The sequence below is a fragment of the Acidiphilium sp. MT5 genome, assembly GCF_054767495.1.
This window is the reverse complement of record NZ_BAABMR010000002.1, coordinates 268,511-294,791: the sequence shown is the minus strand read 5'-3', so window position 1 is coordinate 294,791 and position 26,281 is coordinate 268,511. Positions and strand designations below refer to the sequence as shown.

Here is a 26,281-nt window from a genome sequence, read left to right as displayed (position 1 = left end):
CCAACCCTAGGAGGCCAGACCATGACCGTGCTCATCTCCCCCGCCGAACTCAACGCCGCAATCGCATCCGGCGATGTCATCGTGATCGATACGCGCAACCCCGCCGCTTACGCCGAAGGACATATTCCGGGTGCGGTGAACCTGCATGACATCTTTACCTATCTCGCAACCTCAACGCCGGCAGGCATGGTCGAATTGCGCAGCAAATTCGCGGACGCATTCGGCGCGCTCGGGCTGTCAGGCCGTGAAACCGCCGTTTTGTACGAAGGGTCGATGAATTCGGGGTTCGGCCAATCCTGTCGCGGCTATTTCCTCCTGCAATATCTCGGCTACAAAAACGCCAAAATCCTGCATGGTGGCCTCGCCGCCTGGACAGCTTCGGGTATGATGCTGAGCACCGACGCGGCCACCCCAACCCCAGCCGCATTCCCAATCACCGAAGCGGGCAGGGGGCTGATCCTCACCAAGGACGATGTTCTAGCCGCCCTCGATGATCCCTCTATTGTGCTGCTCGATGTGCGTGACGTCGATGAATGGGTCGGCGAAAGCTCCTCGCCCTACGGCCCTGATTTCTGCCCGCGCAAAGGGCGGCTCCCTGGTGCGCGCTGGATCGAATGGTATCGAATGATGAAGCCAACGGCAGCGGGGCCGATGCTGAAATCGAAAAACGAAATTCTCGCCGAATGCGCAACGGTTGGCATCGGCCCCCATTCGAAAGTCTATATCTATTGCTTCAAAGGGGCGCGCGCTTCGAACAGTTACGTCGCCCTCGCCGAAGCCGGCATCACCAACACCGCGATCTATTTCGGCTCATGGAACGAGTGGAGCCGCGATCCGTCGCTGCCGATCGAGGAGGGCTTGCCATTCGTGGCGCCGGCAATGGCGGCGGCGGCGGAGTGACGGAGCAGAAAGGTTCTTTTTTGTAAAAAAGAACCAAAAAACTTTTGTTTGCTGGGCCTGGGGCGCATGATCTAAACGCTACAGGACCAGATTAAAAAAGTTTTTGCTTCTTTTTACAAAAAGAAGCGCTTGCTTAACTTAACTGGAACCAACATGAACGAAGCCAAAACCGCCCTCGGCCAGAAAATCCTCAAGATCAAAAAAGCCAAGGGACTAACCTGGACTGACATCGCGGCCAAACTCGGCCACGCGCCGGTCTGGGTCTGCGCCGCCTGCATGGGCCAAATGTCGATGACCCCGGAGTCCGCCGAAAAAGCCGCCGCCCTGCTCGGCCTCGATGACGAGGAGGCAGCACTCCTGGCCGAGGCGCCCTATCGCGGCTCGCTGCCCAACGCCGTGCCCACCGATCCACTCATTTATCGCTTTTATGAGTTGGTATCGGTCTATGGCACCACCTGGAAGGAACTGATCCACGAGGAATTCGGCGATGGCATCATGAGCGCGATTGATTTCGACATGACGCTGGAGCGCCAAGCAGACCAGAAAGGTGACCGCGTCAAAATCACCATGAGCGGCAAATTCCTGCCTTACAAGCGTTATTGATGAAAGCAGCAACCATCCTGATCGAGCGGATCGGCTTTGCCTATGCCGCACGCAGCACGCCGGTGTTGCAGGATGTGTCACTCACGATTGCACCTGGTGCCATCACCGCGCTGGTCGGGCGGTCCGGTTCGGGCAAATCCTCCCTGCTGCACATCATCGCAGGTCTTGCCCGACCCCATGCCGGCCAAGTGGTGATCGATGGCATCGCGGTCGATGGGCCAACGCCGCGCGCGGTCATGATGTTCCAATCTCCCTCGCTCTATCCCTGGCTCACCGTGGCGGAGAATGCCGGATTGGGTTTGCGCTTCGCCGGGCTATCACGCGCCGAAATCGCCAATCGTGTCGCTGAAACTCTCGATTTGGTGGGGTTGCAAGGCATCGCCGCGAACCGAGCGACCGCCCTGTCCGGCGGCCAGGCCCAGCGCGTTGCCCTCGCGCGCGCCTTGGTGATGCAGCCCGATGTTCTGCTGCTCGATGAACCGTTCGCTGCACTCGATCTGTTCACCCGGCTTGACCTGCAACGCGACATCCGCGCCATCACCGCACGGCTGAACATCACAGTCGTGCTGGTTAGTCACGATATTGCTGAGATTGCCCGCATGGCTGACCGCGCCGCGTTCCTGGCTGGCAGCCCAAGTCGCATTGTCATCGAAACGATAATCGGCGCGTCCGCACGCGGTGCCGATGACGATGCCGCCCGTGCCGAAATCGCCCGGCTAACAACCCTGTATGAACAAGCGAGCGGTGCTGTGGCGAGCCGGCAACCAATGGAGCATGCCATGGCCGCAACACCCGCTTTCGCCCGATGAGCGTCACCGCCTTGGATCAAACCACCGCCAGAAGCGTCTCGATCCGCGGCCTGCGCAACACGCTACCCGCCCTTGTCGGTGTGATGATCCTGCTGGGCATCTGGTGGTTCGGCGGCGTCTTGCTGCGGACCAATCCGGCTACCAGGGCTTTCGCGGGTTTTGCGCCCGCCCCCGCCTTCGCCGCCCTGATCCATCTGGCCACCACCGGCGCCCTCGAAACGGCGAGCATCGCAAGCCTCGCCCGTGTCGCTGCGGGCCTTGCCATCGCCATCGTGATCGGTGTGCCGGTTGGCATCGCGATCGGGCGAATCAGGGTGCTCAAACAAGCGACCGCAATCCCGTTTCAGTTCCTGCGCATGATCAGCCCGCTCTCATGGATGCCGATTGCGGTGCTGATGTTCCCAGGCTGGAACGGGGCAATCATTTTCCTAATCGTGATGGCCGCCGTCTGGCCGGTAATTTTCGCAACAGCCAATGGCGTATCGAAAATTGATCCTGCGTGGCTCAAGGTCGCCCGCAATCTGCGCGCCACCCCGCTGCAGCGGCTGCGTGCCGTCATCTTACCCGCCATCGCGCAAGACGTAATGACCGGCATCCGCCTCGCGCTCGGCGTCGCCTGGATCGTGCTGGTGCCAGCGGAATATCTCGGCGTGTCCTCGGGCCTCGGCTACGCAATCAGCGATGCGCGCGACACGCTGGACTATCCGCGCCTCGCCGCCATCGTCCTCACCATCGGGTTGATCGGCTTCACGCTCGATACTGTGTGCAATATCATCATCCGCCGCGTCGGCTGGCAACAACAAGGCTGAAATCATGTGCATCCAATGCGATATGTTAGCAAATGGCTGGTCTTGCGATGCAGCACCACCCGCCGGTATCCCCCGTCGCCGCACGCTGGACTACCTGATGGCTGGCGGTCTCGCCGCCTGGCTCGCCACCCAGCCGCGTATCGCTCAAGCCGCCGCCGATGATGAAACCGTGCGGCTTGGCTACCTACCTATCACCGATGCCACGGCGTTGCTGGTTGCCTACGAGAAAGGCTATTTCAAGGATGAGGGCCTCACCGCCGCGCGGCCAACCCTGATGCGCGCTTGGGCGCCGATGGTCGAAGCCTTTGCCGCCGGCAAATTCAACCTCGTGCATCTGCTCGCCCCCCTGCCGATCTGGATGCGCTACAATAACCACGTGAAAATCAAGCAGATTGCCTGGGCCCATGTGAACGGCTCCGCCATCACCGTCGGCCCCCACAGCAAAATCAACAAATTTGCCGATCTCGGCGGCAAACGCATCGCGGTGCCGTTCTGGTATTCGATCCATAATATCCTGCTCCAGCAAGCCCTCAGCACCGTCGGGATCGAGCCAATCCTCACCGGCGCCAAACCCACCGCCAAACAATGCGCGCTCGAAATTCTCGGGCCGCCAGACATGTTGCCCGCCCTCGCTGCTGGCAAGATCGATGGCTATGTCGTCGCCGAACCGTTCAACGCGATGGGTGAAGTCGCCCTCAACGCCCGCATCCTGCGCTTCACCGGTGACATGTGGGAAAACCACCCGTGCTGCGTCGCCTGCGTCCCCGAAGCGATGGTCACCAAAAACCCTGCCTGGACCCAGAAAGTCACCAACGCCCTGGTCCGGGCCGAGAATTATGCCTCGGCCCATAAAGCCGAAGTGGCGGCCATCATCTCGCGGGACGGCAAGGGCTATCTGCCGATGCCGGCCAAAGTCATCGAACGCGCCATGACACTCTACGCCGCCAATTCAACCTATCTCAAAGACGGCGCCATCGAGCACCCGGGCTGGCACGACCAGCGCATTGATTTCAAACCTTACCCCTACGCCTCTGCCATGACACTGATCGTCAATTGGCTGAAAACCACCAAAGTCGCCGGCAATGCCGATTTCCTCGCAAAACTCGATGCCGATTTTGTGCAAAAAGACCTAGTGGATCAGCGCTTCGTCACCGCTGCCCTTGCCAAATACCCGCCCTCCACCGGCCGCGAACCAACAACCCGCACCGAAGTCACGGCGATCTGAACGGGCATTGCCAGCGCGTCGTCGCCTGTCGCAGTGCGCGGTTCGGAGCGTGGCACCCGTCTTGCATCGAAAATATCCGCATCTGCGACGACCGAACGATTTGATAGGGCTGACGACGCAAATTGGATATCCTGATCGCCGATACCGACCCCGACCGCGCCGCAACGCTCGCCGCCCGCCTGGCGGCTCAAGTCGGCGTCGACCGCGTTCGCATCGCCCCGCCGCTTGAAAACTTGGCGACGATTGTCGCGGTGGAGCGCCCTGATATCGTGATCGTCGATATGGCGCGCCCTGATCGTGACAGTCTCGAACATCTGCGCACAATCGCGGCCCACCCGATGCCGGTGATGCTGTTTGTTGATGAAGACGACCCAACCTTCATGGAGGAGGCGATCAGCGCGGGTGTCGTCTCCTACCACGTCAACGCCGCCAGCATCACCGACATCAAGCCCATTCTGCGTAGTGCCATTGCACTTTATCGCCATGCGAGCGCCCGTGAAGTCCGCCTCGCCGCCGCGGAGGCGGAATTATCGGACCGCCGCTTGATCGAGAGTGCCAAGCGCCTCCTGATGCGCCGTGACAAACTGACCGAACCCGCCGCCCACCGGTTTCTGCAGCGGCGCGCCATGGAGCGACAGATGCGCCTAGCCGATGTCGCACGCGCCTTGCTCGCAGCCACACCGATTGACGACCCCGGAGAACAACCTCCATGAGTGCCCAATCATGAGTGCCCAACATTTACGCATCGGCATCCTGCGCCTGCTCGATAGTGCGCCGGTTCTGATCGCCCGTGATCGTGGCTTCTTCGCCGAGGCAGGGCTCGATGCAACGATCCTGATCGAACCGTCTTGGGCCAATATCGCCGATAAGCTGGCCTATGGCCTGCTCGATGTCGCGGTCATCCTCGGCCCGCTCGCCCTGGCCATGAGCCTTGGATTGCGCGGTCGTCCAACCGGCCTGCGCCTTGCCGCCACGCTCAGCCGTAATGGCAATGCGATTATGCTGGCAAACCATCTCGCCGCCAGCCCCGATCTCGCCTCAGCGATCAGCGCCACTGCTCCCCGTTTCGCGGTCGTGCACGCTTATTCGAACCACGATCTGCTCTTGCGCGACTGGTTGGCCACGTGCGGGGTTGCACCCGGCGCGGCGACCATCATCACCCTGCCACCGGCGGACATGCCGAGCGCATTGGCGCGCGACACCATCGCCGGTTTTTGCGCTGGCGCACCCTGGGGCGCCCTTGCCGCGCGCGATGGAATTGGCACACTCGTCGCAACCTCCGCCACTATCGCACCCGGTCACCCGGAAAAACTTGTGGTCATCCGCGATGAGATCGCCGATGCGCACCCAAGGCTCGCTTCTGCCTTGCGGGATGCGCTGGGTGCAGCGACCGCTTTGTGCCATCTGCCCGAATATCGTGCTGAACTCGCCACCAGCCTCGCATCGCCAGCCAACCTCGACCTTCCGGCGAATATATTGGCCGAATGTCTCAGCGGCGAGGCGGGCAACCCGCTCTTCATGCGCGGGGCCGAACTGCGCCCCACCCGCGCCGATCTGCAATGGATCATCGAGCGCATGCACCGTGCAGGTTATCTGGTTGGCACCGACCCCGAGGCGGCGGCGCAATCGCTCTTGGGGCAATAATTTATCTGAGCATCGCCGCGCCCATGCATCAATGACTAAACAAAAATCATATGCATAAAAATTAGCCTGCATAAGATTATATATTAGCCTAATTTTTTTAGATCGATCAGAATCGACTGAAATATAGGCGAGATTAGTTTTGGCACCATTTTTGCTGGAGCGAATATGCACGGAAACGTGCCCCGCCGCAGCCAATGACGGTTTCGGTGGTCGCCCGGGGTAAAACCCCGCTTTCTGGTATCGCGCGCCAATGAGGGCCGTTTCGCGGATCGCACGATCCGCAGGAGTGCGACCATGAGCGTATCGCCATACAAATCCTTCCTCAAAGCAGGACATTTTCCCAGCCTGTTCGCGGCGTTCCTGTATTTTGACATGAGCTTCATGATCTGGGTGTTGCTCGGCCCGCTGGCCGTGCAGATCGGCGCCGCATTGCATCTCAGTCCGGCGCAGAAAGGCATGATGATTGCGCTGCCGGTGCTTTCCGGCGCGTTGCTCCGAATCCCAGCCGGTTTCGCCGTTGATCAGTTCGGCGCGCGCGCCACCGCCATCGTGGCACAGATCATTGTTATCGCGGGTCTCGGCCTCGCCGCGTTCAAGGGCATCACCTCCTATGATGAGGTGCTGGCGATTGGGGTGATCTTGGGCCTTGGCGGCGCTTCGTTTGCCGTGGCCCTGCCGCTGGCCTCGCGCTGGTATCCGCCTGAGCATCAAGGCACCGCCATGGGTGTCGCTGGCGCTGGCAATATTGGCACAGTGGTCACTGCACTTGCAGCCCCCTCGCTCGCCATCGCCATCGGGCTTGGCGGCGTGTTCGGCGTGGCCACGGTGCTGATGATCGCGACGGTGATCCTGTTTGCGCTGATGGCGAAAAATCCACCCGCCTATAAATTCCCACAACCGGTCGCGAACTATTTCAAGGTGCTGCAAATCGCCGATACCTGGTGGTTCATGGGATTCTACGGCGTAACGTTCGGCGGCTTCGTTGGTCTGTCAGCCGCACTCACCCTCTATTTTCACTCGGTCTATGGCCTCACGGCGGTTCATGCCGGCTTCGCTACCGCCGCCTGCGCCTTCGTCGGCGGCTCGATCCGCCCGTTCGGCGGTTACTTGGCTGATCGGTTAGGCGGCGTGCGCGTGCTCTCGGCACTCTATCTGCTCGCGGCGGCCTCATTGATCGTGCTCAGCACAGGCATTGGTCATTTCTGGCCGGCGCTTGCGGTATTCCTCGTGGTTATGGCCGCGTTCGGCATGGGCGACGGCGCCGTGTTCCAACTCATCCCCGCCCGATTTGGCCGCGAGATCGGCACGGTAACCGGTTTCGTCGGCATGGCGGGCGGCATCGGCGGCTTTTACCTCGCCTCCAGCCTAGGTTTTTCCAAGCAATTCACCGGCTCGTATGACGCAGGCTTCCTGATCTTCGCCGGTCTCGCCCTGCTGGCCTTCGGTGGCCTGTCAATCGTCAAGCGGCGCTGGCGAGCCAATTTCACCGCCGCCACGCTCGATAGCGCCGCCATTCGCGTTTGACCGAAACAAACAGGAAGTTTGCACCATGGATGGTTCCCACATGCCCCGCCCGCGCCTGGTTGTTATTGGCAACGGCATGGCCGGTATGCGCACAGTCGAGGAAATCCTCGCGTTAGCCCCTGGTCATTTCGACATCACCGTATTTGGTGGCGAGGCGCAGCCAAATTATGATCGCATTATGCTCTCGCCTCTGCTTGCGGGCGACAAGAGCTTCGCTGACATCGTCCTCAACGACTATGATTGGTATCAAGCCAATAACATCCGCCTGATCGCCGGCGAGCATGTTGACTGGATCGACCGGAAAAATCAGCTTGTGCGCGGGGCCAAGGGCAGCGATGTTCCCTATGACATGCTGTTACTGGCTACCGGCTCCAACCCCTTCGTCCTGCCGATCCCCGGCACGGACAAGGCGGGGGTGCTGACGTTCCGCACCGTCGCGGATGTCGAGGATATGGTGGCGATGGTGCAACAAGGCACCAAAGCCGTCGTCATCGGCGGTGGTCTGCTCGGGCTGGAAGCGGCCCACGGCCTCAATCTGCGCGGCGCCGATGTCACGGTGATCCACCTGATGCCGACGCTGATGGAACGCCAGCTTGATGCCTCCGCCGCCCATTTGCTCGAACGCGCTCTAACCAAGCGCGGCATGACCATCCTTACTGCGACTGAAACCGCTGGCTTCGAGGGTGACCAACACATTACCGCCGTCCGCCTCAAGGACGGCACCCAAATCCCGGCTGATCTCGTCGTCATGGCCGTCGGCATCCGGCCCAATGCCGGCCTCGCGCGCGCAATTGGCCTTGAATGCAACCGTGGCGTTCTCGTCGATGACTGGATGCGCACCTCCGATCCCGCGATCTTTGCGATTGGTGAATGCGTCGAACATGATGGCAATCTGTTCGGTCTGGTCGCGCCGATCTGGGACATGGCGAAAATCGCCGCCAAAACCATGGTCGGTGCCGCCACGCCGGGATTCACGCCCGTCGCCAGCGTCACCCGCCTGAAGGTTTCTGGTATCGACATGGTCTCCGCGGGTGCCTTCATGGGCGATGCAACCACCGATGATATCGTGCTGCGCGATGCCGCGCGCGGCATCTACAAACGTCTGGTGCTGCGCGAAAACCGCATCGTCGGCATGGTCTGTATCGGCGATGCCAGCGATGCCGCCTGGCATTTCCAGCTCATGAAAGACGAAGCCGATATCGGGGCGTTTCGTGACACGCTGATTTTTGGTCCGGTCAGCGCGGATACCAACGACCCTGACGCCGCCGTGCTCGCTTTGCCCGATACCGCCGAAATTTGCGGCTGTAATGGCGTCTGCAAAGGTAAAATTATCACCGCGATCACAACATCGGGCCTCACCACGATCGAAGCGGTGCGCGCCAAAACCAAAGCCTCCTCGTCCTGCGGTTCCTGCACCGGCCTGGTCGAATCGCTGTTGAAATCCACACTCGGCGAGGCGTATGCACCGGTCGCCGTCAAGCCCCTGTGCCCATGCACCACCCTGCCGCATGACGAGGTGCGCCGCCGCATCACGGGGGGTGCGCTAAAATCCATTCCCGCAGTTATGCAAGCACTTGGATGGCGCACACCGGATGGCTGCGCGTCCTGCCGCCCGGCCCTTAATTATTATCTGATCTGCGCGTGGCCCGGCGACTATGTCGATGATGCGCAGTCACGCTTCGTCAATGAACGCATGCATGCCAACATCCAAAAGGATGGGACTTTCTCAGTTGTGCCCCGCATGTGGGGCGGGCTAACCAATTCGCGCGAATTGCGCGCCATCGCTGATGTGGTCGATAAATATTCAATCCCCGAGGTCAAAATCACCGGCGGCCAGCGGATCGACATGCTCGGTGTCAAACGTGAAGACCTGACCAATGTCTGGCGTGACCTCAATGAGGCCGGACTGGTCTCCGGCCACGCCTACGGTAAGGCGCTGCGCACCGTCAAAACCTGCGTCGGTTCCGAATGGTGCCGTTTTGGCACCCAAAATTCCACTGCAATGGGTGTCGCGCTTGAGCGAATGTCTTGGGGCTCCTGGACGCCCCATAAATTCAAAATGGCCGTCTCCGGCTGCCCCCGTAATTGCGCTGAATCCAGCATCAAGGATTTCGGTGTGATCGCGACCGATGCCGGTTGGGATCTGATGGTCGGCGGCAATGGCGGCATCAAGCTGCGCGGCACCGACATGCTCTGCAAAGTCACCACCGATGCTGAGGTTATCGAATATTGCGCCGCTTTCATGCAGCTCTATCGCGAGGAAGCCCGGTATCTCGAACGCACCGCACCCTGGATCGAGCGCGTCGGCATCGCGTATGTGCGCCAGCGCATCGTCGAGGATCATCCAGGCCGCGGCGATCTCGCTTCCCGCTTCCACGCGGCACAGCGTTTCGCCCAGTTCGACCCCTGGGCCGAGCAATCCACCGGCCCGGAACCGGCGCAATACAGCCACGTCGCGGCGTTAGTATGATGGACGGCATGATGACCGAAGGCGCGTTTGTCGATATCGGCGGGCTTGATGACATTCCGCTCCGCGGTGCGCGCACCGTCACCACCGCGCATGGCATTATCGCCATCTTTCGCACGGGCGATAATGCCGTTTTCGCGCTGCACGATCAATGCCCGCATCGCGGTGGCCCGATCAGCCAAGGCATCGTCCATGGCCACGGTGTCACCTGTCCGCTGCATGGTTGGGTATTTTCGCTCGAATCCGGTGCCGCCATCGGCGAGGACGCCCCTTGCATCGCGCGCTTCCGCACCCGCATCGAGGAGCGCCGCATCCTGCTCGATATCGCCGGCCCGATCCGCGCCGCATGAACACCACCTGCCCCTATTGCGGGGTCGGCTGCGGGCTGATCGCAGGGCCTGGCGGCCTCACCGGCGATGCCGCGCATCCGGCCAATCGCGGCAAGCTTTGCGTCAAAGGGGCAACACTCAGCCTCACGCTCGATGACCGTGACCGCCTGACCACCCCCACCATCGGCGGTCGCGCCGTCCCCTGGTCCGAAGCGCTCGATCACGCAGCCCATCGTTTCGCCCGCGCAATCGCCGAGCATGGGCCGGACTCCGTCGCGTTTTACGTCTCCGGCCAGTTCCTGACCGAGGATTACTATGTCGCGAACAAGCTGATGAAGGGGTTTATTGGCAGCGGCAATATCGACACCAACTCCCGCCTCTGTATGGCAAGCCCGGTTGCCGCCCATATCCGGGCCTTTGGTGAAGACATCGTCCCTGGAACCTACGCCGATTTTGACGAAGCCGATCTTATTTTGCTCGCCGGCGCCAACGCGGCCTGGTGCCACCCGGTTCTGTTCCAGCGCGCGCTGCATGCCCGCGCAACGCGCGGCACCAAAATCATCGCGATCGATCCGCGCCGCAGCGCCACCGCAGAACTCGCCGATCTACACATCCCGATCACCCCAGGCGGCGATCTCGCTTTGTTTGCAGCCCTGCTCGATGGTTGCGCAAAACGCCACGCGCTCGATCATCACTTCATCGCCACCCACACCACCGGGTTTGACGCGGCGCTGATCGCCGCGCGCGCCACCCATCACGGGATCGATGATACCATCTTCAACCAATTGGCCGAACTTGTCGCCACCACGCCGCGCATGGTCACCGCCTTCTCGCAGGGCATAAATCAATCCGAGACTGCAACGGATACCATCAACGCCATCATCAATCTGCACCTCGCCACCGGGCGTATCGGCAAGCCAGGTGCCACGGTCTTTTCCCTCACCGGCCAACCGAATGCGATGGGTGGGCGCGAGGTCGGCGGGCTTGCCAACCAACTGGCATCGCATCTTGCATTCGATAATCCGGCCCATCACGATTTGCTCCGGCGCTTTTGGCAGGCGCCCAACCTCGCGCCGCATCCCGGCCTGAAAGCCATTGAGTTGTTCGATGCCGTGCATCAAGGTCGCATCCAAGCGATCTGGATCGCCGGCACCAACCCCGCCGAATCCCTACCGCAGAGCAACTTTATCCGCGGGGCGTTAGAACGCTGCCCCACAGTCATCGCCGCCGATTGCTGGCCGACTGCCACCACAGCGCGCGCCCATATCGTGCTGCCCGCTGCCGGCTGGTCGGAAAAAGACGGCACCGTCACAAATTCCGAACGCCTGATCTCGCGTCAGCGCGCCTTTCGCGCAGCCCCCGGCGATGCAAAGCCGGATTGGTGGATGTTCACCGAACTCGCCCGCCGCCTCGGCCACGGTGCCGCGTTTGACTTCGCAAACCCAGCCGCCATTTTTCGTGAGCACGCGGCCCTCTCCACCTTTGAAAATAACGGCGCGCGCCTGTTTGATCTCGGCCCGCTCGCCACGATCCCCGACGAGGATTACGACGCGCTGCGCCCCCTGCACTGGCCGATCACCGCCGGCGACCAACGCCTGTTCACTGAGGGTGGCTTCAGTACGCCAGACCGCCGCGCCCGCTTTGTGGCGGTCGCCCCAATAGCGCAAACGCCAGTGGCGCAATCCCCAGTAGCAACAAGCGTTATCACCCTGAACACCGGCCGCCTACGCGATCAATGGCACACCATGACCCGCACCGGACGGATCCCCGCCTTAATGGCCCATCGCGACGCGGCCACGCTCGACCTCGCCCCGCCCGACGCCGAACGCCATGGCATCGCCACCGGCGATCTGGTCGAGCTCTCCAGTGCTCACGGCACCATTATTTTGCCGGTCCGGCTCGATGCCGCTCAGAGTGTGGGCACGGGCTTCGCCCCCATCCATTGGACCGGCGATCAAGGGAGTGCCGGCACCATCAACCGCCTCATTGGTCCGGCGCGTGACCCGCTATCCGGCGAACCCGCTTTCAAACACGGCCAAGTCAGCGTCAGAACAGTCGAACCAATCTGGCACGGCATCGCGCTGTGCCGCAACGCCTCCATCGCCCGAATTAACCCCGCAATCGGTGCCGTCTGGTCGCGCAGCCCGCGCGATGGTGGGCTAATCCAGCTCCGCTTTACCGGCACAACGGCACTGCCCCCCGGCGCCACCAGCCGCGCGGTCGCTGCCGCTTTGCTCGACCTGCCGGATACGATTGAAATCGTCGATTATACCGACGTCAAGCAAGGCGTGTTTCGCCTCGCAGCGCTGCACGGCAGCACCCTTTTGCTCCTGCTTCATGTGGCGCGTGATCGCGCCACTCTTCCCACCAGCGGGGCGCGCGATCGCGCCGCTTTGCCCACGGTTGAGGCGCTGGAACAGCGCTTCAGCCAAACCACCACCCCGCTCGACGCCGGTGCGCTCCTCATCGGTCGCGGCGCCACCCGGGCCGTTTGCGCTGGCCGCGTGATCTGCGTCTGCCATCAGGTCACCGAACCCGCGATCCGCGCTGCCATCGCCGCCAATCACCTCACCACGATTGACGCGATCGGTGCCGCCACCAAAGCCGGCACCGGCTGCGGTTCCTGCGTCTCCGACCTTAAGGGATTCCTTCGCCATGAACTCGTCGCTGCCGAATAACACCGCACTATCCCCGGTCATTCTCGCGGGTGCTGGTCCTGGTGATCCGGACCTCCTGACGGTCAAGGCTCTGCGCGCCATCACCGAGGCGGATATTATCCTGCACGACGCGCTGGTTGACCCGCGCATCCTCGCCCTCGCCACCGGCAAGCTCATCAATGTCGGCAAACGCTGCGGTCGCCACGCGCTGAAGCAATCCGAAATCTGCGCGCTGCTCGTGCAGGAGGCGCGCACCGGTGCGCGCGTGCTCCGGCTGAAGGGGGGAGACCCAATGATTTTCGGTCGCACCAACGAAGAAATCGCAGCTCTGCGCACAGCCGGCATCAATCTCACCATCATCCCCGGCATCACCGCTGCCACCGCCGCTGCCGCAACACTCGAGGCATCGCTCACCGCCCGCGATGTGGCCCGCAGCGTCACCTTCATCACCGGCCACGCCAGCGATGGCGGTTTGCCTGAACAGGATTGGGCGGCGCTCGCCCGCCTGCACGGCACCATCGCCTTCTATATGGGTGCGCGTCACGCGGGCCAGATTGCAGACCGACTGATCGAAGCCGGGCTCGACCCCGCCACACCCGGCATGATCGTGATGAATATCAGCCGGGCCGATGAAACGCACCGCACCGCCCGCCTGATTGACCTTGCTGACGGTCTCGCCTCCGACGATCTAACATCGCCTGCCCTAATTTTGATCGGCGCCGGGCTCGATGTTGCGCGCAAGCCTGCGCGCCCGCTGATCCGCCGGGTGAAACTCCACGTTTGACGCCGCATCTTCGCGGAAAAACAGAATCCGAATTGCCGCACGCTGGCCTGCGGGCGCGCGCCTACGGCCCCTACGTCAAATGCCTCATACCGCAACGGCCCTGGCTTGGGCTTACTGCAGAAGCGCTCATCCAGCGTCGGGTGGCGGCAATTTTGGGGGATTGAGATGATAAAGCGAACCGTTGAGACAATGCAGCGTGCGAGCCAAACCAAGCGAAGCATCGCGTGGGCGGCCTTGCTGCTGGGCACCACAATGATGAGTGCGGCACCCATGGCACGAGCGGCGCAGCCGGTGGTCAAGGTTGGGGTGCTGCAGTCCCTATCAGGCACCATGGCAATCAGCGAAGTGCCGCTGGAGCGCGCTGAGCTGCTGGCCATCGATCAGATCAACGCCCATGGCGGGGTCTTGGGGCACAAGATTGTGCCGGTGCTGGAGGACGGCGCGTCCGAACCCTCGACTTTTGCGCAAAAAGCAACGCAATTGATCGAGCAGGATAAGGTCGTCACCGTGTTCGGCGGTTGGACCTCAGCGAGCCGCAAAGCAATGTTGCCGGTGTTCCAGAAATTCCACAATTTGCTCTGGTATCCAGTGCAATTTGAAGGCAATGAATGCTCGCCCAACATCATGTATTCAGGCGCACAGCCAAACCAGCAAGCGCTGCCGGCGCTGAAATGGGCGGAGCAAAAAGGCTACAAGAAATATTTCCTGTTGGGTTCGGATTATGTATATCCGCGCACGGCGAATTTAATTCTGCGCAAGCATATTCTGCACGATAAATTGCAAGTGGTCGGCGAGGATTATGTGCCGTTGGGCGGCACAGATTTCAGCGGCGTGATCGCCAAGATCGAGCAAGCCAAACCCGATATCATCATCAACACGCTGAATGGCGATTCCAATGTCAGCTTCTTCAAGCAATTGGCGGCAGCAGGAATCACACCGGCGAAGCTCCCCATTATGAGCTTTTCGATAGCGGAGCCAGAAGCAAAAGCGATGGGGCCAAGCTTGCTCGCAGGCAGTTACACCTCATGGAATTATTTCATGAGCTTGCCGAACAAGACCAATCTAGCCTTTGTCAAAGCCTATCAAGCCAAATACGGCAAGGGCGCTGTGGTCGATGATCCGATGGTGCATGGCTATGTCGATGTGTATATCTGGAAAGCCGCCGTCGAAAAGGCCAAAAGTTTTGATCCAACCAAAGTGCGTGATGCAGCGGTGACTTTGCCTTATATGAAAACGCCACTAGGCATGGTCAAGTTTGCCGATAATCAAAGCCTGATCCAGACCGGCTATATCGGCAAGTTGCAACCGGATGGACAGTTCAAAATTGTCTGGAAATCACCGGGGCTGATCCAGCCGCAGCCTTATGATCCGCTGACATTCCCTGGCAAAACCTGCAAGCTGCATTAATCGTTGAAGGCCGCGACGCTCAGCGTCGCGGTCAGAGGATTTGTCGATGACAGAAACCGCCTTCGTGCTGGGTCAGTTTTTCAACGGCCTGTCGGTCGCGTCGTTATTTGTGCTGGCGGCCCTGGGCCTTGCCCTCAGCTTCGGGCTGATGCGCGTGATCAATATGGCCCAGGGCGAGATGCTGATGATGGGCGGCTATTTCGCCTATCTCACGCTGCATGTGGTGCCAGGACCACTCGGCATTTTGGTGGCGATGCCGGTCGCCTTCATCGGAGCCGGGCTGATCGGCGCATTGTTAGAAGTGACCGTTATCAAGCGGCTCGCCGCCCGCCCGTTAGATACGCTGCTGGCAACATGGGGCGTCAGCCTGATCTTTCAGCAAGGAGCACGCAATCTATTCGGGGCCATCGGGGTCGATGTGGTGGCACCGCATTGGCTGGACCACACCGTCTCAATCACCCATGGAATGCTGGCCGGACTGACCCTGCCGGTCACACGATTATTCATCATGGCGATTGCCGCCCTCGTGTTGGCGGGGCTAGGCTTGCTGCTCACCCGCACACGGGTGGGGCTTTACGTGCGCGCGGTCAACCAGGATCGTCCCATTGCCGCAGCGATGGGCATTAATGGGCGCCGGATCGACATGCTGGTATTTGCGCTCGGCACCGGCATCGCCGGCATGGCCGGGGTGGTATTGGCCTTGTTAGGCCCGGTGACGCCGTCAGTCGGCCAGAGCTATATTGTCCCAGCCTTTTTGGTGGTGATCCTGGGCGGGCTGGGCAGCTTGACCGGAACGGCGATTGCCTCGGTCATGGTCGGCCTCATTTCAGCCTTTGCCCAGATTTTCGTTGATGTCAGCGTCGCGCAAGTGCTGCTTTTGGTGTTCGTGGTATTGTTCCTGCAGGTGCGGCCTCAAGGTGTGATTGCAATCAAAAGCCGGGCGTTGGATGGCTGAGATGATCGATTTCACACAACGGCGCACACAAATTGGCCTCGGATTGGCTTCAGTGGCGTTAGGCGTCATCGCGCCTTCGGTCGTCGATGGCTATACCCTGATGTTGCTCTCGCGATTTTTGGCGATGGCGATTTTGGCGTTAGGCATCGGGCTGATCTGGGGCCAAGGCGGGGTGTTGAGCCTGGGACAAGGGGTGTTTTTTGGGCTGGGTGGTTATGCCCTCGCCATGCATATGAAATTAGCCGGGGTCACCGCGCAGAACTTGCCAGATTTCATGGTCTGGAGCGGGGTTGCCAAATTGCCGTTGCTCTGGTTACCGTTTCGCTCAGGCATTTTTTCCGTCTTGGCGGTGGTGCTGGTGCCAGGGGTGATTGCGGCGGGATTTTCCTGGGCGGTGTTTCGCCGCCGGATCGGTGGGGTCTATTTTGCGTTGATCACCCAGGCTTTGGCGCTCGCCTTCGCCACATTGCTGGTGAGCGAACAATCATTGACCGGCGGCTTTAATGGCTTAACCAATTTCTCAACCCTATTTGGCCTCAGCACCACCAGTAACGGCTTTGCGCTCGGGTTGTACTACACCACGTTGCTCGGAACGGTGCTCGGTTATTTGGGATTGCGATGGCTGATGGCAAGCCGGTTCGGCCTCGTGCTCCGCGCAACGCGCGATGGCGAAAACCGGGTGCGATTTTTAGGCTATGACCCCACACCCTATAAGGTCGTCGCCTTCACCCTGGCCGCAATGTTAGCAGGTATTGGCGGCGCCCTGTTCACCCTGGCAGCGGGCGTGATCTCGCCGGCGATGGTCGGGGTGGTGCCCTCCATCGAAATGGTCGTTTACGTGGCATTGGGCGGGCGCAATGCGCTGTGGGGCGCGATTGCCGGCACGTTGCTGGTCAGCTTTGCCAAAGAGCAGATCAGCTCAGCTTTGCCCTCGCTTTGGCTCTATGCGTTGGGATTATTGTTTGTGTTGGTGGTCAGTTTTCTGCCGCAGGGCGTCGCCGGCTTGTTTGACCCCGAGGCCGGCGGCTGGACGCAGCGGTTGCGTTTACTCCGCCTGCGGGTATTGCGCCAAGGGGGAGCTGGATGATCACGCATCCGATCCCAGGGCCGCTTTTGCTGGTTGAAGATTTGGTCGTTGAGTTTGACGGATTTCGTGCCTTGGGCGGGGTTAATTTGGCCGTCCCGCCGGGGCATTTACGGATTTTGATTGGACCAAACGGGGCCGGAAAATCCACACTTTGTGATGCGATTATCGGTCGCGTGCCAACGCATTCAGGACAAGTCCTGTTCAAGGATGCCGTGATCACCCATTTGGCCGAGCATGAGATTGTCCGGCGGGGTATTTGCCGAAAATTTCAAGCGCCCGGCGTGCTCGCGAATTTGACGGTCGCGCAGAATCTCGCGTTAGCCGCGCGGCGCGACCGGGCATGGTGGCGCGGATTGACCGGCGCGGCCCCAGCATCCGAACGCGAGCGGGTTGAAGAGATTCTAGCCCTGGTCAATTTGACCGAGCGGCGGGAAACCCTGGCAGGGCGGCTCGCGCATGGCGAGATGCAATGGCTGGAGATCGGCATGGTGGTCGCAACCGATGCCGATTTGCTGCTCCTTGATGAGCCAACAGCGGGCATGGGCCCCGCAGACACAGCGCGAACGGCGGACCTGATCAAATCGCTGTTAGGGCGGCATGCGGTGGTGGTGATCGATCACGATATGAGTTTTATCGAGGCGTTGGATGGGCCAGTGACGGTGCTGCATCAGGGGCAAATTTTGGCCGAGGGGAGTGTGGCGGAGATCCGGGCCGATGCCGAGGTGCGAGCGGTATATTTGGGGAGGACGAAGGATGCTGCTCACGCTTGATAAGGTGAGTGCCGCCTATGGTCAAAGCCGGGTGCTGTGGGATGTGGATTTGGCCGTGCCAGCAGGCGGCGCCTTGGCGTTGATCGGGCGCAACGGGGTGGGCAAAACCACGCTGCTCAATGCGATCATGGGAATTCACAAAATTATTTCAGGATGCTTGACCTTCGATGGTGTGGTGATGACCGGAATGGCGTCCTACCAGCGCGCGCGGGCGGGCATCGGCTATGTGCCGCAAGGGCGCCATGTGTTTTCGCACCTCACAGTGGCCGAGAATTTGGCAACGGGCTTGGCCGCGTTGGACCGGCGGGTGGGTGCTGAGCGCCGGATTCCAGACTATGTGTATGACATGTTCCCAAAATTAACGACTATTGCGGGGCGCAAGGCGGGGTTTCTCTCCGGCGGCGAACAGCAACAATTGGCGATTGGGCGAGCACTCGCCGGTCGGCCAACGCTGCTCCTGCTCGATGAACCGACGGAGGGGATTCAGCCGAGCGTGGTGCAGGAAATCGAGCAGGCTCTCCGCCGGATCAGGGCGGAGCTGGGCGTGACGATTGTGATTGTTGAGCAATATCTCGATTTCGCCTGGAGCTTTGCCGAGCGCTATGCGGTGATGCAGCGTGGCCGCATCGTGCGCGAAGGCAACACGGCGGACGAGCAAGCGGATGAGATAGCCCATTTGGTGAATATCTGATCTTCCGCTCGCCCTTCACGGCTTCCATTCAACTTCGCCGCGCCAGCGCGCCAACCGCCAGGGCCGCTGCCGAGGCTCGATTTTCAACGCCGAGTTTCACAAAAATCTGCTCCAGATGTTTGTTCACGGTGCGTGGGCTGATGCCCAGAATATCAGCGATGTCGCGGTTGGATTTACCACGCGCGATCCAGATCAGCACTTCGGCTTCGCGGGTGGTGAGCGAGAGAAAATCGCGCAGAAAAGCCTCGTCTTGGCCAGGGTTTTGTTCGCGCAGCCGGAACAAGAATTCGTTGGGTCCAGTGCGGCTCAAATAGGCAATGCTAATGATTTTACGGCCATGGGTGATGGGCGTTTCGGTGGTCAGGCTCGCAGGGTCCGATTGCAGGCGGGTGACCAGTGGTTTGGGCAGGGCAAAAGATGTTAGAGCTTGCGCGTCCGCAATCAAGGCGGCGGCTTGCGGCGTGCACCAAATCAGCGTGCCGCTAGCATCAACGGCGGCCAGGAACCGGCCCGTGGCGTCAAGGGCGGCACGCGTGCGCGTCGCCGTGCGGGCATTGCCGAGATGCACGCGAATGCGCGCGAGCAATTCATCAAGAACAATGGGCTTGGCCACGTAATCAACGCCGCCAGCCTCCAGGCCGCGCACAACGTCTTGGGTGTCCGAGAGGCCGGTCATGAAAATCACCGGGATGTCTTGCAGCACAGGGTCGGCTTTGAGGCGGCGGCAGGTCTCAAAGCCATCAAGCCCAGGCATCACCGCGTCAAGCAGGATCAAATCAGGGGTGATGCGGCTGAGCAGGCGCAGCGCCGCGTCGCCGCCGGTCGCAACGAGCACGGTCATCCCGGCATGATCGAGAGCGCGCGTGAGAAAACCGAGCGTGTCGGGCGTGTCATCGACAACAAGGATGGTATCGCGCTTAGCGATTGGATTAATGCTGTTCGTCACGAGGCGGACTCATCCTGAGTAATGGCGGCTTCAAGCAGGGCGGTGAGGCGGCTGAGGTCAAATTGATCGACCAGCGTTTGCAACATGGCAATAAAGGGCTGGGCGGTTGGCGTGCGCGCCGCGATTTCAGCAAGCCGTGCGGTCATGGCACTAACATAGCCGATATGCGCGAGTTCGAGCAGATCAGCAAGGTCTTGGCGTGCGGGGCGGCTCGGTGGCGTGGTGATCGCGGCTGGGCTGTCAATCCAGTCCAGGGCAAGCAGCGTGCCGATTTGATCGAGCAGCGCACGAATATCGGTGGGCTTGGCAAGGAAGGCGTCATGAGGTTGCGGGCGTTCGGTCGTTTTCAATTCATGCAGGTTGGCTGAGAGCATAATGATGCGCAAAGCATCGGGCGATTGGCGCGGGGTGGCACGCAGGATGGCAGCAACATCCCAACCGGACAGGCCGGGCATCGAAACATCCAGAATGGCAAGGTCCGGCTCATGGTCGCGCGCGCAGGCAAGGCCGGTGGGGCCATCGGGCGCGGTGTTGAGGGTAAAGCCCAGCGGAATCAGAATTTCGCGCAGCAAATCAAGATGGGCAGGGTCATCATCAATCGCGAGGATGGAGCGGCGCGGGCCTGCATAAGCCAGAGGGCGGCGTTCGGCGCGCGCCGCGTTCGCATCATCATGCGGCGATGCAAGCGCGGTGGCCAGCAGTAGGCGCAGGCGAAATTCGCTGCCTTGCCCTTCATGGCTATCCACGGTGAGATCACCGCCGAGGATTTGGGTGAGCAGTTTGCTAATGGTCAGACCAAGGCCGGTGCCAGGGATGCTGGCATGGTTGGCATGGCGGCCACGCTCAAACGGCTCAAAAATGCGGCTCAGATCATCAGGCCGGATACCGATGCCGGTATCGCGAATGGTAAACTCCGCAACCTCACTGCGAAAGCGCAGCCGAAGCGTGATGCTGCCAGCTTGGGTATATTTGATCGCGTTGGAGAGCAGATTGAGCAGAATCTGCCGCAAGCGCTTTTCGTCGGTGTACACAAAGCGGGGCAGGGTGGGCGGGCGATCATCAATAAAGCTCAGATTTTTGGCAGCGGCCTGCAAGCGGAACATATCGCTGATTTGATCCAGGAATTCAGCAAGATTGACCCGGTCTCGGTGCAGTTGGAGTGAACCGCTCTCGATTTTGGCAATATCGAGCAAGCCATCAACAAGATTGGAAAGATGCTCAGCACTGCGCCGAATAATCCGGGCCGCATCCGCCGGCTCAATCGCACCGGCGCGCTCCAGCAATTGGGCGTAGCCGGACACGGCATTGAGTGGTGAACGAATTTCGTGAATCACCCCAACAATATAGCGGCTTTTGGCAAGATTGGCTGATTCGGCAACCTCTTTTGCCGCTTGCAACGCCGCATCCGTGCGGTCATGGGCTTCGATCTCGGCCATCAGCATCTCGGTTTGCCGATGGCTCTCAGCTTCAGCAGCGCGGCGGCTGGCATGGGCCAGCACTAACAGCCAGGCAACGATCGCGAAGATAATGAACAAAGCCGCAAAAACAGCCCCCAGCCGGTCATTGATCGCGGTGCGGGCGGCGGGCGCCAGCCGGTCAATTTCAAAGCCAATCAGCAGCAGGAGCGACAGGCTCGCCACGGTGAACAGCGTGAGCACGCCGATAAAAGGGCCAATCCGACTGTCCGGGCTCAGGCGCGGGCGCAGCCTCAGTTGCGCGAGCAGCCGGTTAAGGCCGGTATTGAGATGGGCGCCGAACGGCGCTTGGGGTTTGCAAACATCATGGCAGCGCGCTTCCAGCGAACAGCAGAGCGAACAAATCGGCCCACGATAGGCAGGGCAGGCGGCCATATCGGGCGTTTCATAGCTATTATCACAAACAATGCAGCGCTGGCTCGCCGGCTGCGGGCCGCTCGGGTTGAGCGGTTGGCGGGCCAGATAGGTGCGCCCGCCGGTCGCCCAAGCGATAACCGGGGATGCAATCAGCGCGACCGCAAGCCCGCCGAACGGCGCGAGCGCATGCGCGGTGACGCCGAGCAGGCCGAGGCTCATCAAGGTCGAGGTGAGCACCGAGAGAGCCATCGCACCAACGCCAACCGGATTAATATCATGCAAATAAGCCCGCTTGAATTCAATGCCAGGCGGGCTGAGGCCAAGCGGCTTGTTGATGATCAGATCGGCGGCCACGGCCCCAAGCCAACCAATTGCAAAATTGGCGTAAATACCAAGAATACTGCCAATGATCCGGTAAATGCCAATTTCCATCAATAGCAACGACAGGCCGATATTAAACGCAACCCACACAACGCGGCCCGGATGGGCATGGGTCAGGCGCGAGAAAAAATTCGACCACGCGATTGACCCGGCATAAGCATTGGTCACGTTGATTTTGAGCTGGCAGGTGACCACGAAAATGAGCGTCAACGCGGCGGCGAGCAGAGGCGCGTGAAACACGTCGAGAAAGGCAAGATGATACAAAATGGCCGGCTGCGCACTCTCAAACGCGCTGGCACCGGCTTGCAACGCGAGAAAAGCGAGGAATGAACCAGCGGCAAGTTTCGCGCAGCCAATCAGCACCCAGCCCGGTCCCGCGATCAGCAGAGCGCTCCACCAGCGCACCCGGTTATCGGCGGTCACCTCCGGCAGGAAGCGCAGATAATCAACCTGCTCGCCAATTTGCGGCAGCAGCGAGAGCAAAACCGAGGCCGCCATGCCAAAGGGCAGCAGCGCCAAATGCTCGGTATGGTGCAGGCCAGGAAAATGGCTCCAGGCGATCAGATTAGCGCGGTGATGCCAAGCGAGCCACCCTAAGGGCACAAATTGCAACAGCAGCCAGAGCGGCTGGGTCCAGGCTTGCAGCCGGGTGATCGCGCGAATGCCAAAGGCGGCAATCGGCAAAACCGCAAGAGCGCTGATAATATGGGCAATCCAAGGCGGGATGCCGAGCACCATGGTGATCGCTTCGGACATGATGCTGGCTTCAATGGCGAACAGGATGAAGGTGAACGAGGCATAAATCAACGATGTAATGGTCGAGCCAATATAACCAAAGCCCGCACCCCGCGTGAGCAAGTCAACATCAACACCATTGCGCGTGGCCGCCAGGCAAATCGGCAAGCCGAGCGCAAACATCAAAACACCCACAGCAATGATCGCCGCCATGGCATTGGCGAAGCCAAAGCTCAGCGTAATCGCGCCGCCAATCGCTTCGCAGGCCAGGAACGAAATCGCCCCCAGCGCCGTATTCCCCACACTCAGCGCGGACCAGCGCCGCGCTTGGGTTGCGGTGAACCGCAGTGCAAAATCCTCCCAGGTTTGGTTCGCGACCCATTGATTATATCGCCGTCGCTCATGGATCACTTTCTGATATCGGGTCATCCCGCTAGGCTGACGAAACTTTGGCCCGCTGCCAAGAGCAAAAACGGGTCTATGGGTCAAATGGCGCATGGACGATGCTGAGCGACTATGCCATCCTGCGTCGATGGATGCTGTGGCGATGGCGCAACGCTCGGTGGGGTCGATTGGTTTTGCCGTGTGCAAACGTGAGGCACAGACGGTTATGGCACGGCTCTATCAAGCGGGGGCCTTGCGCCTGCGCCTGGTGCGCGCCGAGCAGGAGAATTTTGCCACGGCGGTCTTACTCAATACCGGTGGCGGCATCGCGGGCGGTGACCGGCTTGATATCGATATTGCAACAGGCATCGATACCCGGCTGATCATCAGCACCCAGGGGGCGGAACGGGTCTATCGCGCCAGCGCCCTGGATGATCCAGCGCGGATCGATGTCCGATTGGTGGTGGCCGAAGGGGCGGTGGTGGAGTTTTTGCCGCAGGAAACAATCTTGTTCGATCAAGCCGCCCTGACCCGCCAAACCCGCGTCGAAATCGCCGGGGCAGGGCGATATCTCGGGGTGGAATCGCTGGTGTTCGGTCGTGCGGCAATGGGCGAGATTGTGCAGCACTTGGATTTTTCGGACCGGCTCGAGATTATTCGCGATGGTCGAGTGGTGTTTTTGGATCGGCTTTGCCCACCGCAGGATTTTCAACAGGCGCAGAGCCATAGCGCGATGTTGGGCGGAGCAAGGGCGATGGCGACAATTCTGCTGGCAGACATCGATGCGGAGCAATGGTTAGTCGCCGTGCGGGCGGCCTTGGGCGCTGAGCAGGCAGGCGCCAGCGCTTGGAATCAGCTCCTGGTGGTGCGTATTTTGGCACAAAGCGGCGAAGCGCTGCGCATGCTGGTGCGGCGCGTGCTCAATGTGCTGCGCGAAGGACGGGCCATGCCGAGGGTTTGGGGATGCTAGGGCACTCAAAGGGCGCAAAATCATGAACCTGTCACCACGCGAAAAGGACAAACTACTGATCGCCATGGCCGCCATCGTGGCCCGGCGGCGCCTAGAGCGTGGGATCAAGCTGAACTACCCAGAAGCCATCGCCCTGATCACCGATTTTGTGGTGGAAGGAGCGCGCGATGGGCTGAGCGTCGCTCAGTTGATGGAACAGGCGGCTCATGTGGTGAGCCGCGCACAAATCATGGACGGGATCGCCGAGATGATCCACGATGTGCAAGTCGAAGCAACCTTTCCCGATGGCACCAAACTGGTGACCGTTCACGAACCGATACGGTGAGGCTGTCATGATCCCAGGTGAAATTATCTGTGCCGCTGGCGAGATCACGCTGAATGAAGGGCGCGCCCGCTTGAGTTTGTCGGTGGCCAACGCAGGGGATCGCCCGATCCAGGTCGGCAGCCATTATCATTTCGCTGAAACCAATCAAGCTCTGCACTTTGATCGGGCGGCAGCGCATGGGTTTCGCCTCGATATTCCAGCCGGCACGGCAGTGCGGTTTGAACCAGGACAGACCCGCAGCGTGACGTTAGTGGCCTTGAGCGGCGCCCGAATTATGTATGGTTTTCGTGGCCTGGTCATGGGAGATTTGTGATGGGAGATTTGTGATGGGAAAATTGTGATGGTGAGCCTGTCGCGCCGCGCCTATGCGGACATGTTCGGCCCCACCGTCGGTGATCGCGTGCGGCTTGCCGATACCAATTTGTTCGCGGAGGTGGAGCAGGATTTTACCATCTATGGTGAAGAGGTAAAATTCGGTGGCGGCAAAGTCATTCGCGATGGCATGGGCCAATCCCAACGCAGCCAGGCCGAGGGCGCGGCTGATACCGTCATCACCAATGCCATGATCATCGATCATTGGGGCATCGTGAAAGCCGATATTGCCATCATTGATGGCCGGATCAGCGCCATTGGCAAAGCGGGTAATCCCGACATCCAGCCCGGTGTTTCCATCATCATCGGGCCAGGAACCGAGATCATCGCAGGCGAAGGCAAAATCATCACGGCTGGCGGCATTGATGCGCATATCCATTTCATCTGTCCACAGCAAGTGGAGGAAGCCATCGCGTCAGGAATCACCACCATGCTCGGCGGTGGCACCGGCCCCGCCACCGGCACGGCGGCAACAACCTGCACGCCGGGGCCATTCCATTTGGCACGCATGCTGCAAGCCGCAGAAGGCTTCCCGGTCAATCTGGGCTTCGCGGGCAAGGGCAACGCCTCGCGCCCGGCAGCCCTTGAAGAGATGGTGCGCGCCGGCGCCTGCGCCTTAAAACTGCACGAGGATTGGGGCACCACGCCTGCCGCCATCGATAACTGCTTGTCAGTCGCCGACCGCTTTGATGTGCAAGTGATGATCCATAGCGACACGCTGAACGAAAGCGGCTTCGTCGAAGACACGATCGCTGCCTTCAAGGGCCGCACCATCCATGCATTCCATACCGAAGGCGCCGGCGGCGGGCACGCGCCCGATATTATCAAGGTCGCGGGCTTGGCCAACGTGCTGCCAAGCTCCACCAATCCAACCCGGCCCTATACCGTGAATACCATAGACGAGCATTTAGACATGCTGATGGTGTGCCATCATCTCGATCCCTCGATCCCCGAGGATTTAGCCTTCGCCGAGAGCCGCATTCGCAAAGAGACAATTGCCGCCGAAGATATTCTGCATGATTTAGGGGCGTTATCGATGATGTCGTCGGACAGTCAGGCGATGGGCCGGGTCGGTGAAGTGATCCTGCGCACTTGGCAGACAGCGCATAAAATGAAATCACAGCGCGGCGCGCTCTCGGGTGACAACGCCGCCGATAATCAGCGCATCAAGCGCTATATCGCCAAATATACCATCAATCCGGCCATCGCGCATGGCTTAGCGCGCCATGTCGGCTCGGTCGCGGTGGGCAAGCTTGCCGATTTGATCGTGTGGAATCCTGCATTTTTTGGCGTCAAGCCTGATTTGGTGATCAAAGGCGGAACCATTGCCTTCGCCATGATGGGTGACCCCAACGCCTCCATCCCAACACCGCAGCCGGTGCATGCGCGGCCCATGTTCGGTGCCTTTGGCCGCGCGATGGCCGCGAGTTGCATCAGTTTTATCTCCCAAGCCGCACTCAGCGATGGGATCGGGCACCGTCTGGGTCTGGAGCGCATGCTATGTGCAGTCGAGAATACCCGCGGCGGAATCAGCAAAAAAGACATGATCCATAATGATGCAACACCGCAAATCGAGGTCGACCCCGAGACCTATGAGGTGCGCGCCGATGGCGAATTATTGACCTGCGCACCAGCAGAGACGCTGCCAATGACGCAGCGTTATTTCCTATTTTAA

23 protein-coding genes are annotated in these 26,281 nt (G+C 60.5%); 21 read left to right on the top strand and 2 right to left on the bottom strand.

All coding sequences use genetic code 11. The annotated features are described in order from the left end of the window. Window positions 1–21: 21 nt before the first annotated feature. The 17 genes from ACYUCQ_RS03485 to urtE all read left to right on the top strand — a co-directional run bounded on the left by ACYUCQ_RS03485 (window position 22) and on the right by urtE (window position 18,661). Entirely contained in the window at window positions 22–900 is an 879-nt protein-coding gene (locus ACYUCQ_RS03485) for a sulfurtransferase (protein WP_460253113.1), read from the top strand. Window positions 901–1,053: 153 nt separating this feature from the next. Next, window positions 1,054–1,503, top strand: coding sequence for a cyanase (cynS, locus tag ACYUCQ_RS03480; protein WP_460253112.1), 450 nt, complete (start codon window positions 1,054–1,056; stop codon window positions 1,501–1,503). Then, window positions 1,503–2,312, top strand: a complete 810-nt coding sequence (locus ACYUCQ_RS03475) for an ABC transporter ATP-binding protein (RefSeq protein WP_460253111.1) — start codon at window positions 1,503–1,505, stop codon at window positions 2,310–2,312. The genes cynS and ACYUCQ_RS03475 overlap by 1 nt, the downstream gene beginning before the upstream one ends. Then, window positions 2,309–3,121 (top strand): ABC transporter permease, encoded by an 813-nt coding sequence (locus tag ACYUCQ_RS03470; protein WP_460253110.1) that lies wholly within the window; start codon window positions 2,309–2,311, stop codon window positions 3,119–3,121. The genes ACYUCQ_RS03475 and ACYUCQ_RS03470 overlap by 4 nt, the downstream gene beginning before the upstream one ends. 4 nt (window positions 3,122–3,125) lie before the next feature. Continuing rightward, window positions 3,126–4,346, top strand: coding sequence for an ABC transporter substrate-binding protein (locus ACYUCQ_RS03465; RefSeq protein ID WP_460253109.1), 1,221 nt, complete (start codon window positions 3,126–3,128; stop codon window positions 4,344–4,346). A 122-nt stretch (window positions 4,347–4,468) separates the two neighbouring features. Continuing rightward, the gene (locus ACYUCQ_RS03460) at window positions 4,469–5,059 is read left to right on the top strand and encodes an ANTAR domain-containing response regulator (protein WP_460253108.1); all 591 of its coding nucleotides are present in this window, start codon (window positions 4,469–4,471) and stop codon (window positions 5,057–5,059) included. 10 nt (window positions 5,060–5,069) lie between these two features. Beyond that, the gene (locus ACYUCQ_RS03455) at window positions 5,070–5,990 is read left to right on the top strand and encodes an ABC transporter substrate-binding protein (RefSeq protein ID WP_460253107.1); all 921 of its coding nucleotides are present in this window, start codon (window positions 5,070–5,072) and stop codon (window positions 5,988–5,990) included. Window positions 5,991–6,284: 294 nt separating this feature from the next. After that, window positions 6,285–7,514 (top strand): nitrate/nitrite transporter, encoded by a 1,230-nt coding sequence (locus ACYUCQ_RS03450; protein ID WP_460253106.1) that lies wholly within the window; start codon window positions 6,285–6,287, stop codon window positions 7,512–7,514. A 25-nt stretch (window positions 7,515–7,539) separates the two neighbouring features. Continuing rightward, a complete protein-coding gene (gene nirB, locus ACYUCQ_RS03445) occupies window positions 7,540–9,984 on the top strand; it encodes a nitrite reductase large subunit NirB (RefSeq protein WP_460253105.1) in 2,445 nt (814 codons plus the stop codon). An 8-nt stretch (window positions 9,985–9,992) separates the two neighbouring features. Further along, window positions 9,993–10,331, top strand: a complete 339-nt coding sequence (gene nirD / locus ACYUCQ_RS03440) for a nitrite reductase small subunit NirD (protein ID WP_460253104.1) — start codon at window positions 9,993–9,995, stop codon at window positions 10,329–10,331. Further along, window positions 10,328–12,988 (top strand): nitrate reductase, encoded by a 2,661-nt coding sequence (locus ACYUCQ_RS03435; protein WP_460253103.1) that lies wholly within the window; start codon window positions 10,328–10,330, stop codon window positions 12,986–12,988. The genes nirD and ACYUCQ_RS03435 overlap by 4 nt, the downstream gene beginning before the upstream one ends. Further along, on the top strand, window positions 12,966–13,751 hold the full coding sequence (gene cobA, locus ACYUCQ_RS03430; RefSeq protein ID WP_460253102.1) for a uroporphyrinogen-III C-methyltransferase: 786 nt from the start codon (window positions 12,966–12,968) through the stop codon (window positions 13,749–13,751). Before ACYUCQ_RS03435 ends, cobA begins: the two co-directional genes overlap by 23 nt. A gap of 165 nt (window positions 13,752–13,916) precedes the next feature. After that, window positions 13,917–15,158, top strand: coding sequence for an urea ABC transporter substrate-binding protein (urtA, locus tag ACYUCQ_RS03425; protein ID WP_460253101.1), 1,242 nt, complete (start codon window positions 13,917–13,919; stop codon window positions 15,156–15,158). A gap of 46 nt (window positions 15,159–15,204) precedes the next feature. Then, window positions 15,205–16,113, top strand: a complete 909-nt coding sequence (gene urtB / locus ACYUCQ_RS03420; RefSeq protein ID WP_460253100.1) for an urea ABC transporter permease subunit UrtB — start codon at window positions 15,205–15,207, stop codon at window positions 16,111–16,113. A gap of 1 nt (window position 16,114) precedes the next feature. Next, window positions 16,115–17,200 carry an urea ABC transporter permease subunit UrtC gene (gene urtC / locus ACYUCQ_RS03415; RefSeq protein WP_460253099.1) on the top strand — a complete coding sequence of 362 codons (1,086 nt, stop codon included), beginning with the start codon at window positions 16,115–16,117 and terminating at the stop codon, window positions 17,198–17,200. Continuing rightward, a complete protein-coding gene (gene urtD, locus ACYUCQ_RS03410; protein WP_460253098.1) occupies window positions 17,197–17,970 on the top strand; it encodes an urea ABC transporter ATP-binding protein UrtD in 774 nt (257 codons plus the stop codon). Before urtC ends, urtD begins: the two co-directional genes overlap by 4 nt. Next, on the top strand, window positions 17,954–18,661 hold the full coding sequence (gene urtE, locus ACYUCQ_RS03405) for an urea ABC transporter ATP-binding subunit UrtE (protein ID WP_460253097.1): 708 nt from the start codon (window positions 17,954–17,956) through the stop codon (window positions 18,659–18,661). Before urtD ends, urtE begins: the two co-directional genes overlap by 17 nt. Window positions 18,662–18,689: 28 nt before the next feature. Here the strand turns inward: urtE and ACYUCQ_RS03400 are convergent, their stop codons facing one another. Together ACYUCQ_RS03400 and ACYUCQ_RS03395 are read right to left on the bottom strand one after the other, a co-directional pair. Further along, window positions 18,690–19,607: a response regulator gene (locus ACYUCQ_RS03400; RefSeq protein WP_460253096.1), complete on the bottom strand. Its 918-nt coding sequence runs from the start codon at window positions 19,605–19,607 to the stop codon at window positions 18,690–18,692. Next, a complete protein-coding gene (locus tag ACYUCQ_RS03395; protein ID WP_460253095.1) occupies window positions 19,604–22,984 on the bottom strand; it encodes a hybrid sensor histidine kinase/response regulator in 3,381 nt (1,126 codons plus the stop codon). The genes ACYUCQ_RS03400 and ACYUCQ_RS03395 overlap by 4 nt, the downstream gene beginning before the upstream one ends. 103 nt (window positions 22,985–23,087) lie before the next feature. Between ACYUCQ_RS03395 and ACYUCQ_RS03390 the strand changes: the two genes are divergently transcribed. The 4 genes from ACYUCQ_RS03390 to ureC are packed head-to-tail and all read left to right on the top strand — an operon-like array spanning window position 23,088 to window position 26,281. Then, window positions 23,088–23,909 (top strand): urease accessory protein UreD, encoded by an 822-nt coding sequence (locus ACYUCQ_RS03390; RefSeq protein ID WP_460253094.1) that lies wholly within the window; start codon window positions 23,088–23,090, stop codon window positions 23,907–23,909. Between the two features lie 22 nt (window positions 23,910–23,931). Next, the gene (locus tag ACYUCQ_RS03385) at window positions 23,932–24,234 is read left to right on the top strand and encodes an urease subunit gamma (RefSeq protein WP_460253093.1); all 303 of its coding nucleotides are present in this window, start codon (window positions 23,932–23,934) and stop codon (window positions 24,232–24,234) included. A gap of 7 nt (window positions 24,235–24,241) precedes the next feature. Then, window positions 24,242–24,547, top strand: a complete 306-nt coding sequence (locus tag ACYUCQ_RS03380; RefSeq protein ID WP_460253092.1) for an urease subunit beta — start codon at window positions 24,242–24,244, stop codon at window positions 24,545–24,547. A 27-nt stretch (window positions 24,548–24,574) separates the two neighbouring features. After that, on the top strand, window positions 24,575–26,281 hold the full coding sequence (gene ureC / locus ACYUCQ_RS03375; protein ID WP_460253091.1) for an urease subunit alpha: 1,707 nt from the start codon (window positions 24,575–24,577) through the stop codon (window positions 26,279–26,281).

What these genes read in the sequence shown, in the direction of transcription:
- cynS (WP_460253112.1), top strand. Translation starts at nt 1,054, where the DNA reads ATGAACGAAGCCAAAACCGCCCTCGGCCAGAAAATCCTCAAGATCAAA.
- ACYUCQ_RS03390 (WP_460253094.1), top strand. Translation starts at nt 23,088, where the DNA reads ATGGATGCTGTGGCGATGGCGCAACGCTCGGTGGGGTCGATTGGTTTT.
- ACYUCQ_RS03485 (WP_460253113.1), top strand. Translation starts at nt 22, where the DNA reads ATGACCGTGCTCATCTCCCCCGCCGAACTCAACGCCGCAATCGCATCC.
- urtA (WP_460253101.1), top strand. Translation starts at nt 13,917, where the DNA reads ATGATAAAGCGAACCGTTGAGACAATGCAGCGTGCGAGCCAAACCAAG.
- ACYUCQ_RS03455 (WP_460253107.1), top strand. Translation starts at nt 5,070, where the DNA reads ATGAGTGCCCAACATTTACGCATCGGCATCCTGCGCCTGCTCGATAGT.
- ACYUCQ_RS03450 (WP_460253106.1), top strand. Translation starts at nt 6,285, where the DNA reads ATGAGCGTATCGCCATACAAATCCTTCCTCAAAGCAGGACATTTTCCC.
- urtD (WP_460253098.1), top strand. Translation starts at nt 17,197, where the DNA reads ATGATCACGCATCCGATCCCAGGGCCGCTTTTGCTGGTTGAAGATTTG.
- nirB (WP_460253105.1), top strand. Translation starts at nt 7,540, where the DNA reads ATGGATGGTTCCCACATGCCCCGCCCGCGCCTGGTTGTTATTGGCAAC.
- cobA (WP_460253102.1), top strand. Translation starts at nt 12,966, where the DNA reads ATGAACTCGTCGCTGCCGAATAACACCGCACTATCCCCGGTCATTCTC.
- urtC (WP_460253099.1), top strand. Translation starts at nt 16,115, where the DNA reads ATGATCGATTTCACACAACGGCGCACACAAATTGGCCTCGGATTGGCT.
- ACYUCQ_RS03470 (WP_460253110.1), top strand. Translation starts at nt 2,309, where the DNA reads ATGAGCGTCACCGCCTTGGATCAAACCACCGCCAGAAGCGTCTCGATC.
- urtB (WP_460253100.1), top strand. Translation starts at nt 15,205, where the DNA reads ATGACAGAAACCGCCTTCGTGCTGGGTCAGTTTTTCAACGGCCTGTCG.
- ACYUCQ_RS03475 (WP_460253111.1), top strand. Translation starts at nt 1,503, where the DNA reads ATGAAAGCAGCAACCATCCTGATCGAGCGGATCGGCTTTGCCTATGCC.
- urtE (WP_460253097.1), top strand. Translation starts at nt 17,954, where the DNA reads ATGCTGCTCACGCTTGATAAGGTGAGTGCCGCCTATGGTCAAAGCCGG.
- ureC (WP_460253091.1), top strand. Translation starts at nt 24,575, where the DNA reads ATGGTGAGCCTGTCGCGCCGCGCCTATGCGGACATGTTCGGCCCCACC.
- ACYUCQ_RS03465 (WP_460253109.1), top strand. Translation starts at nt 3,126, where the DNA reads ATGTGCATCCAATGCGATATGTTAGCAAATGGCTGGTCTTGCGATGCA.
- ACYUCQ_RS03380 (WP_460253092.1), top strand. Translation starts at nt 24,242, where the DNA reads ATGATCCCAGGTGAAATTATCTGTGCCGCTGGCGAGATCACGCTGAAT.
- nirD (WP_460253104.1), top strand. Translation starts at nt 9,993, where the DNA reads ATGATGACCGAAGGCGCGTTTGTCGATATCGGCGGGCTTGATGACATT.
- ACYUCQ_RS03385 (WP_460253093.1), top strand. Translation starts at nt 23,932, where the DNA reads ATGAACCTGTCACCACGCGAAAAGGACAAACTACTGATCGCCATGGCC.
- ACYUCQ_RS03395 (WP_460253095.1), bottom strand. Translation starts at nt 22,984, where the DNA reads ATGACCCGATATCAGAAAGTGATCCATGAGCGACGGCGATATAATCAA.
- ACYUCQ_RS03435 (WP_460253103.1), top strand. Translation starts at nt 10,328, where the DNA reads ATGAACACCACCTGCCCCTATTGCGGGGTCGGCTGCGGGCTGATCGCA.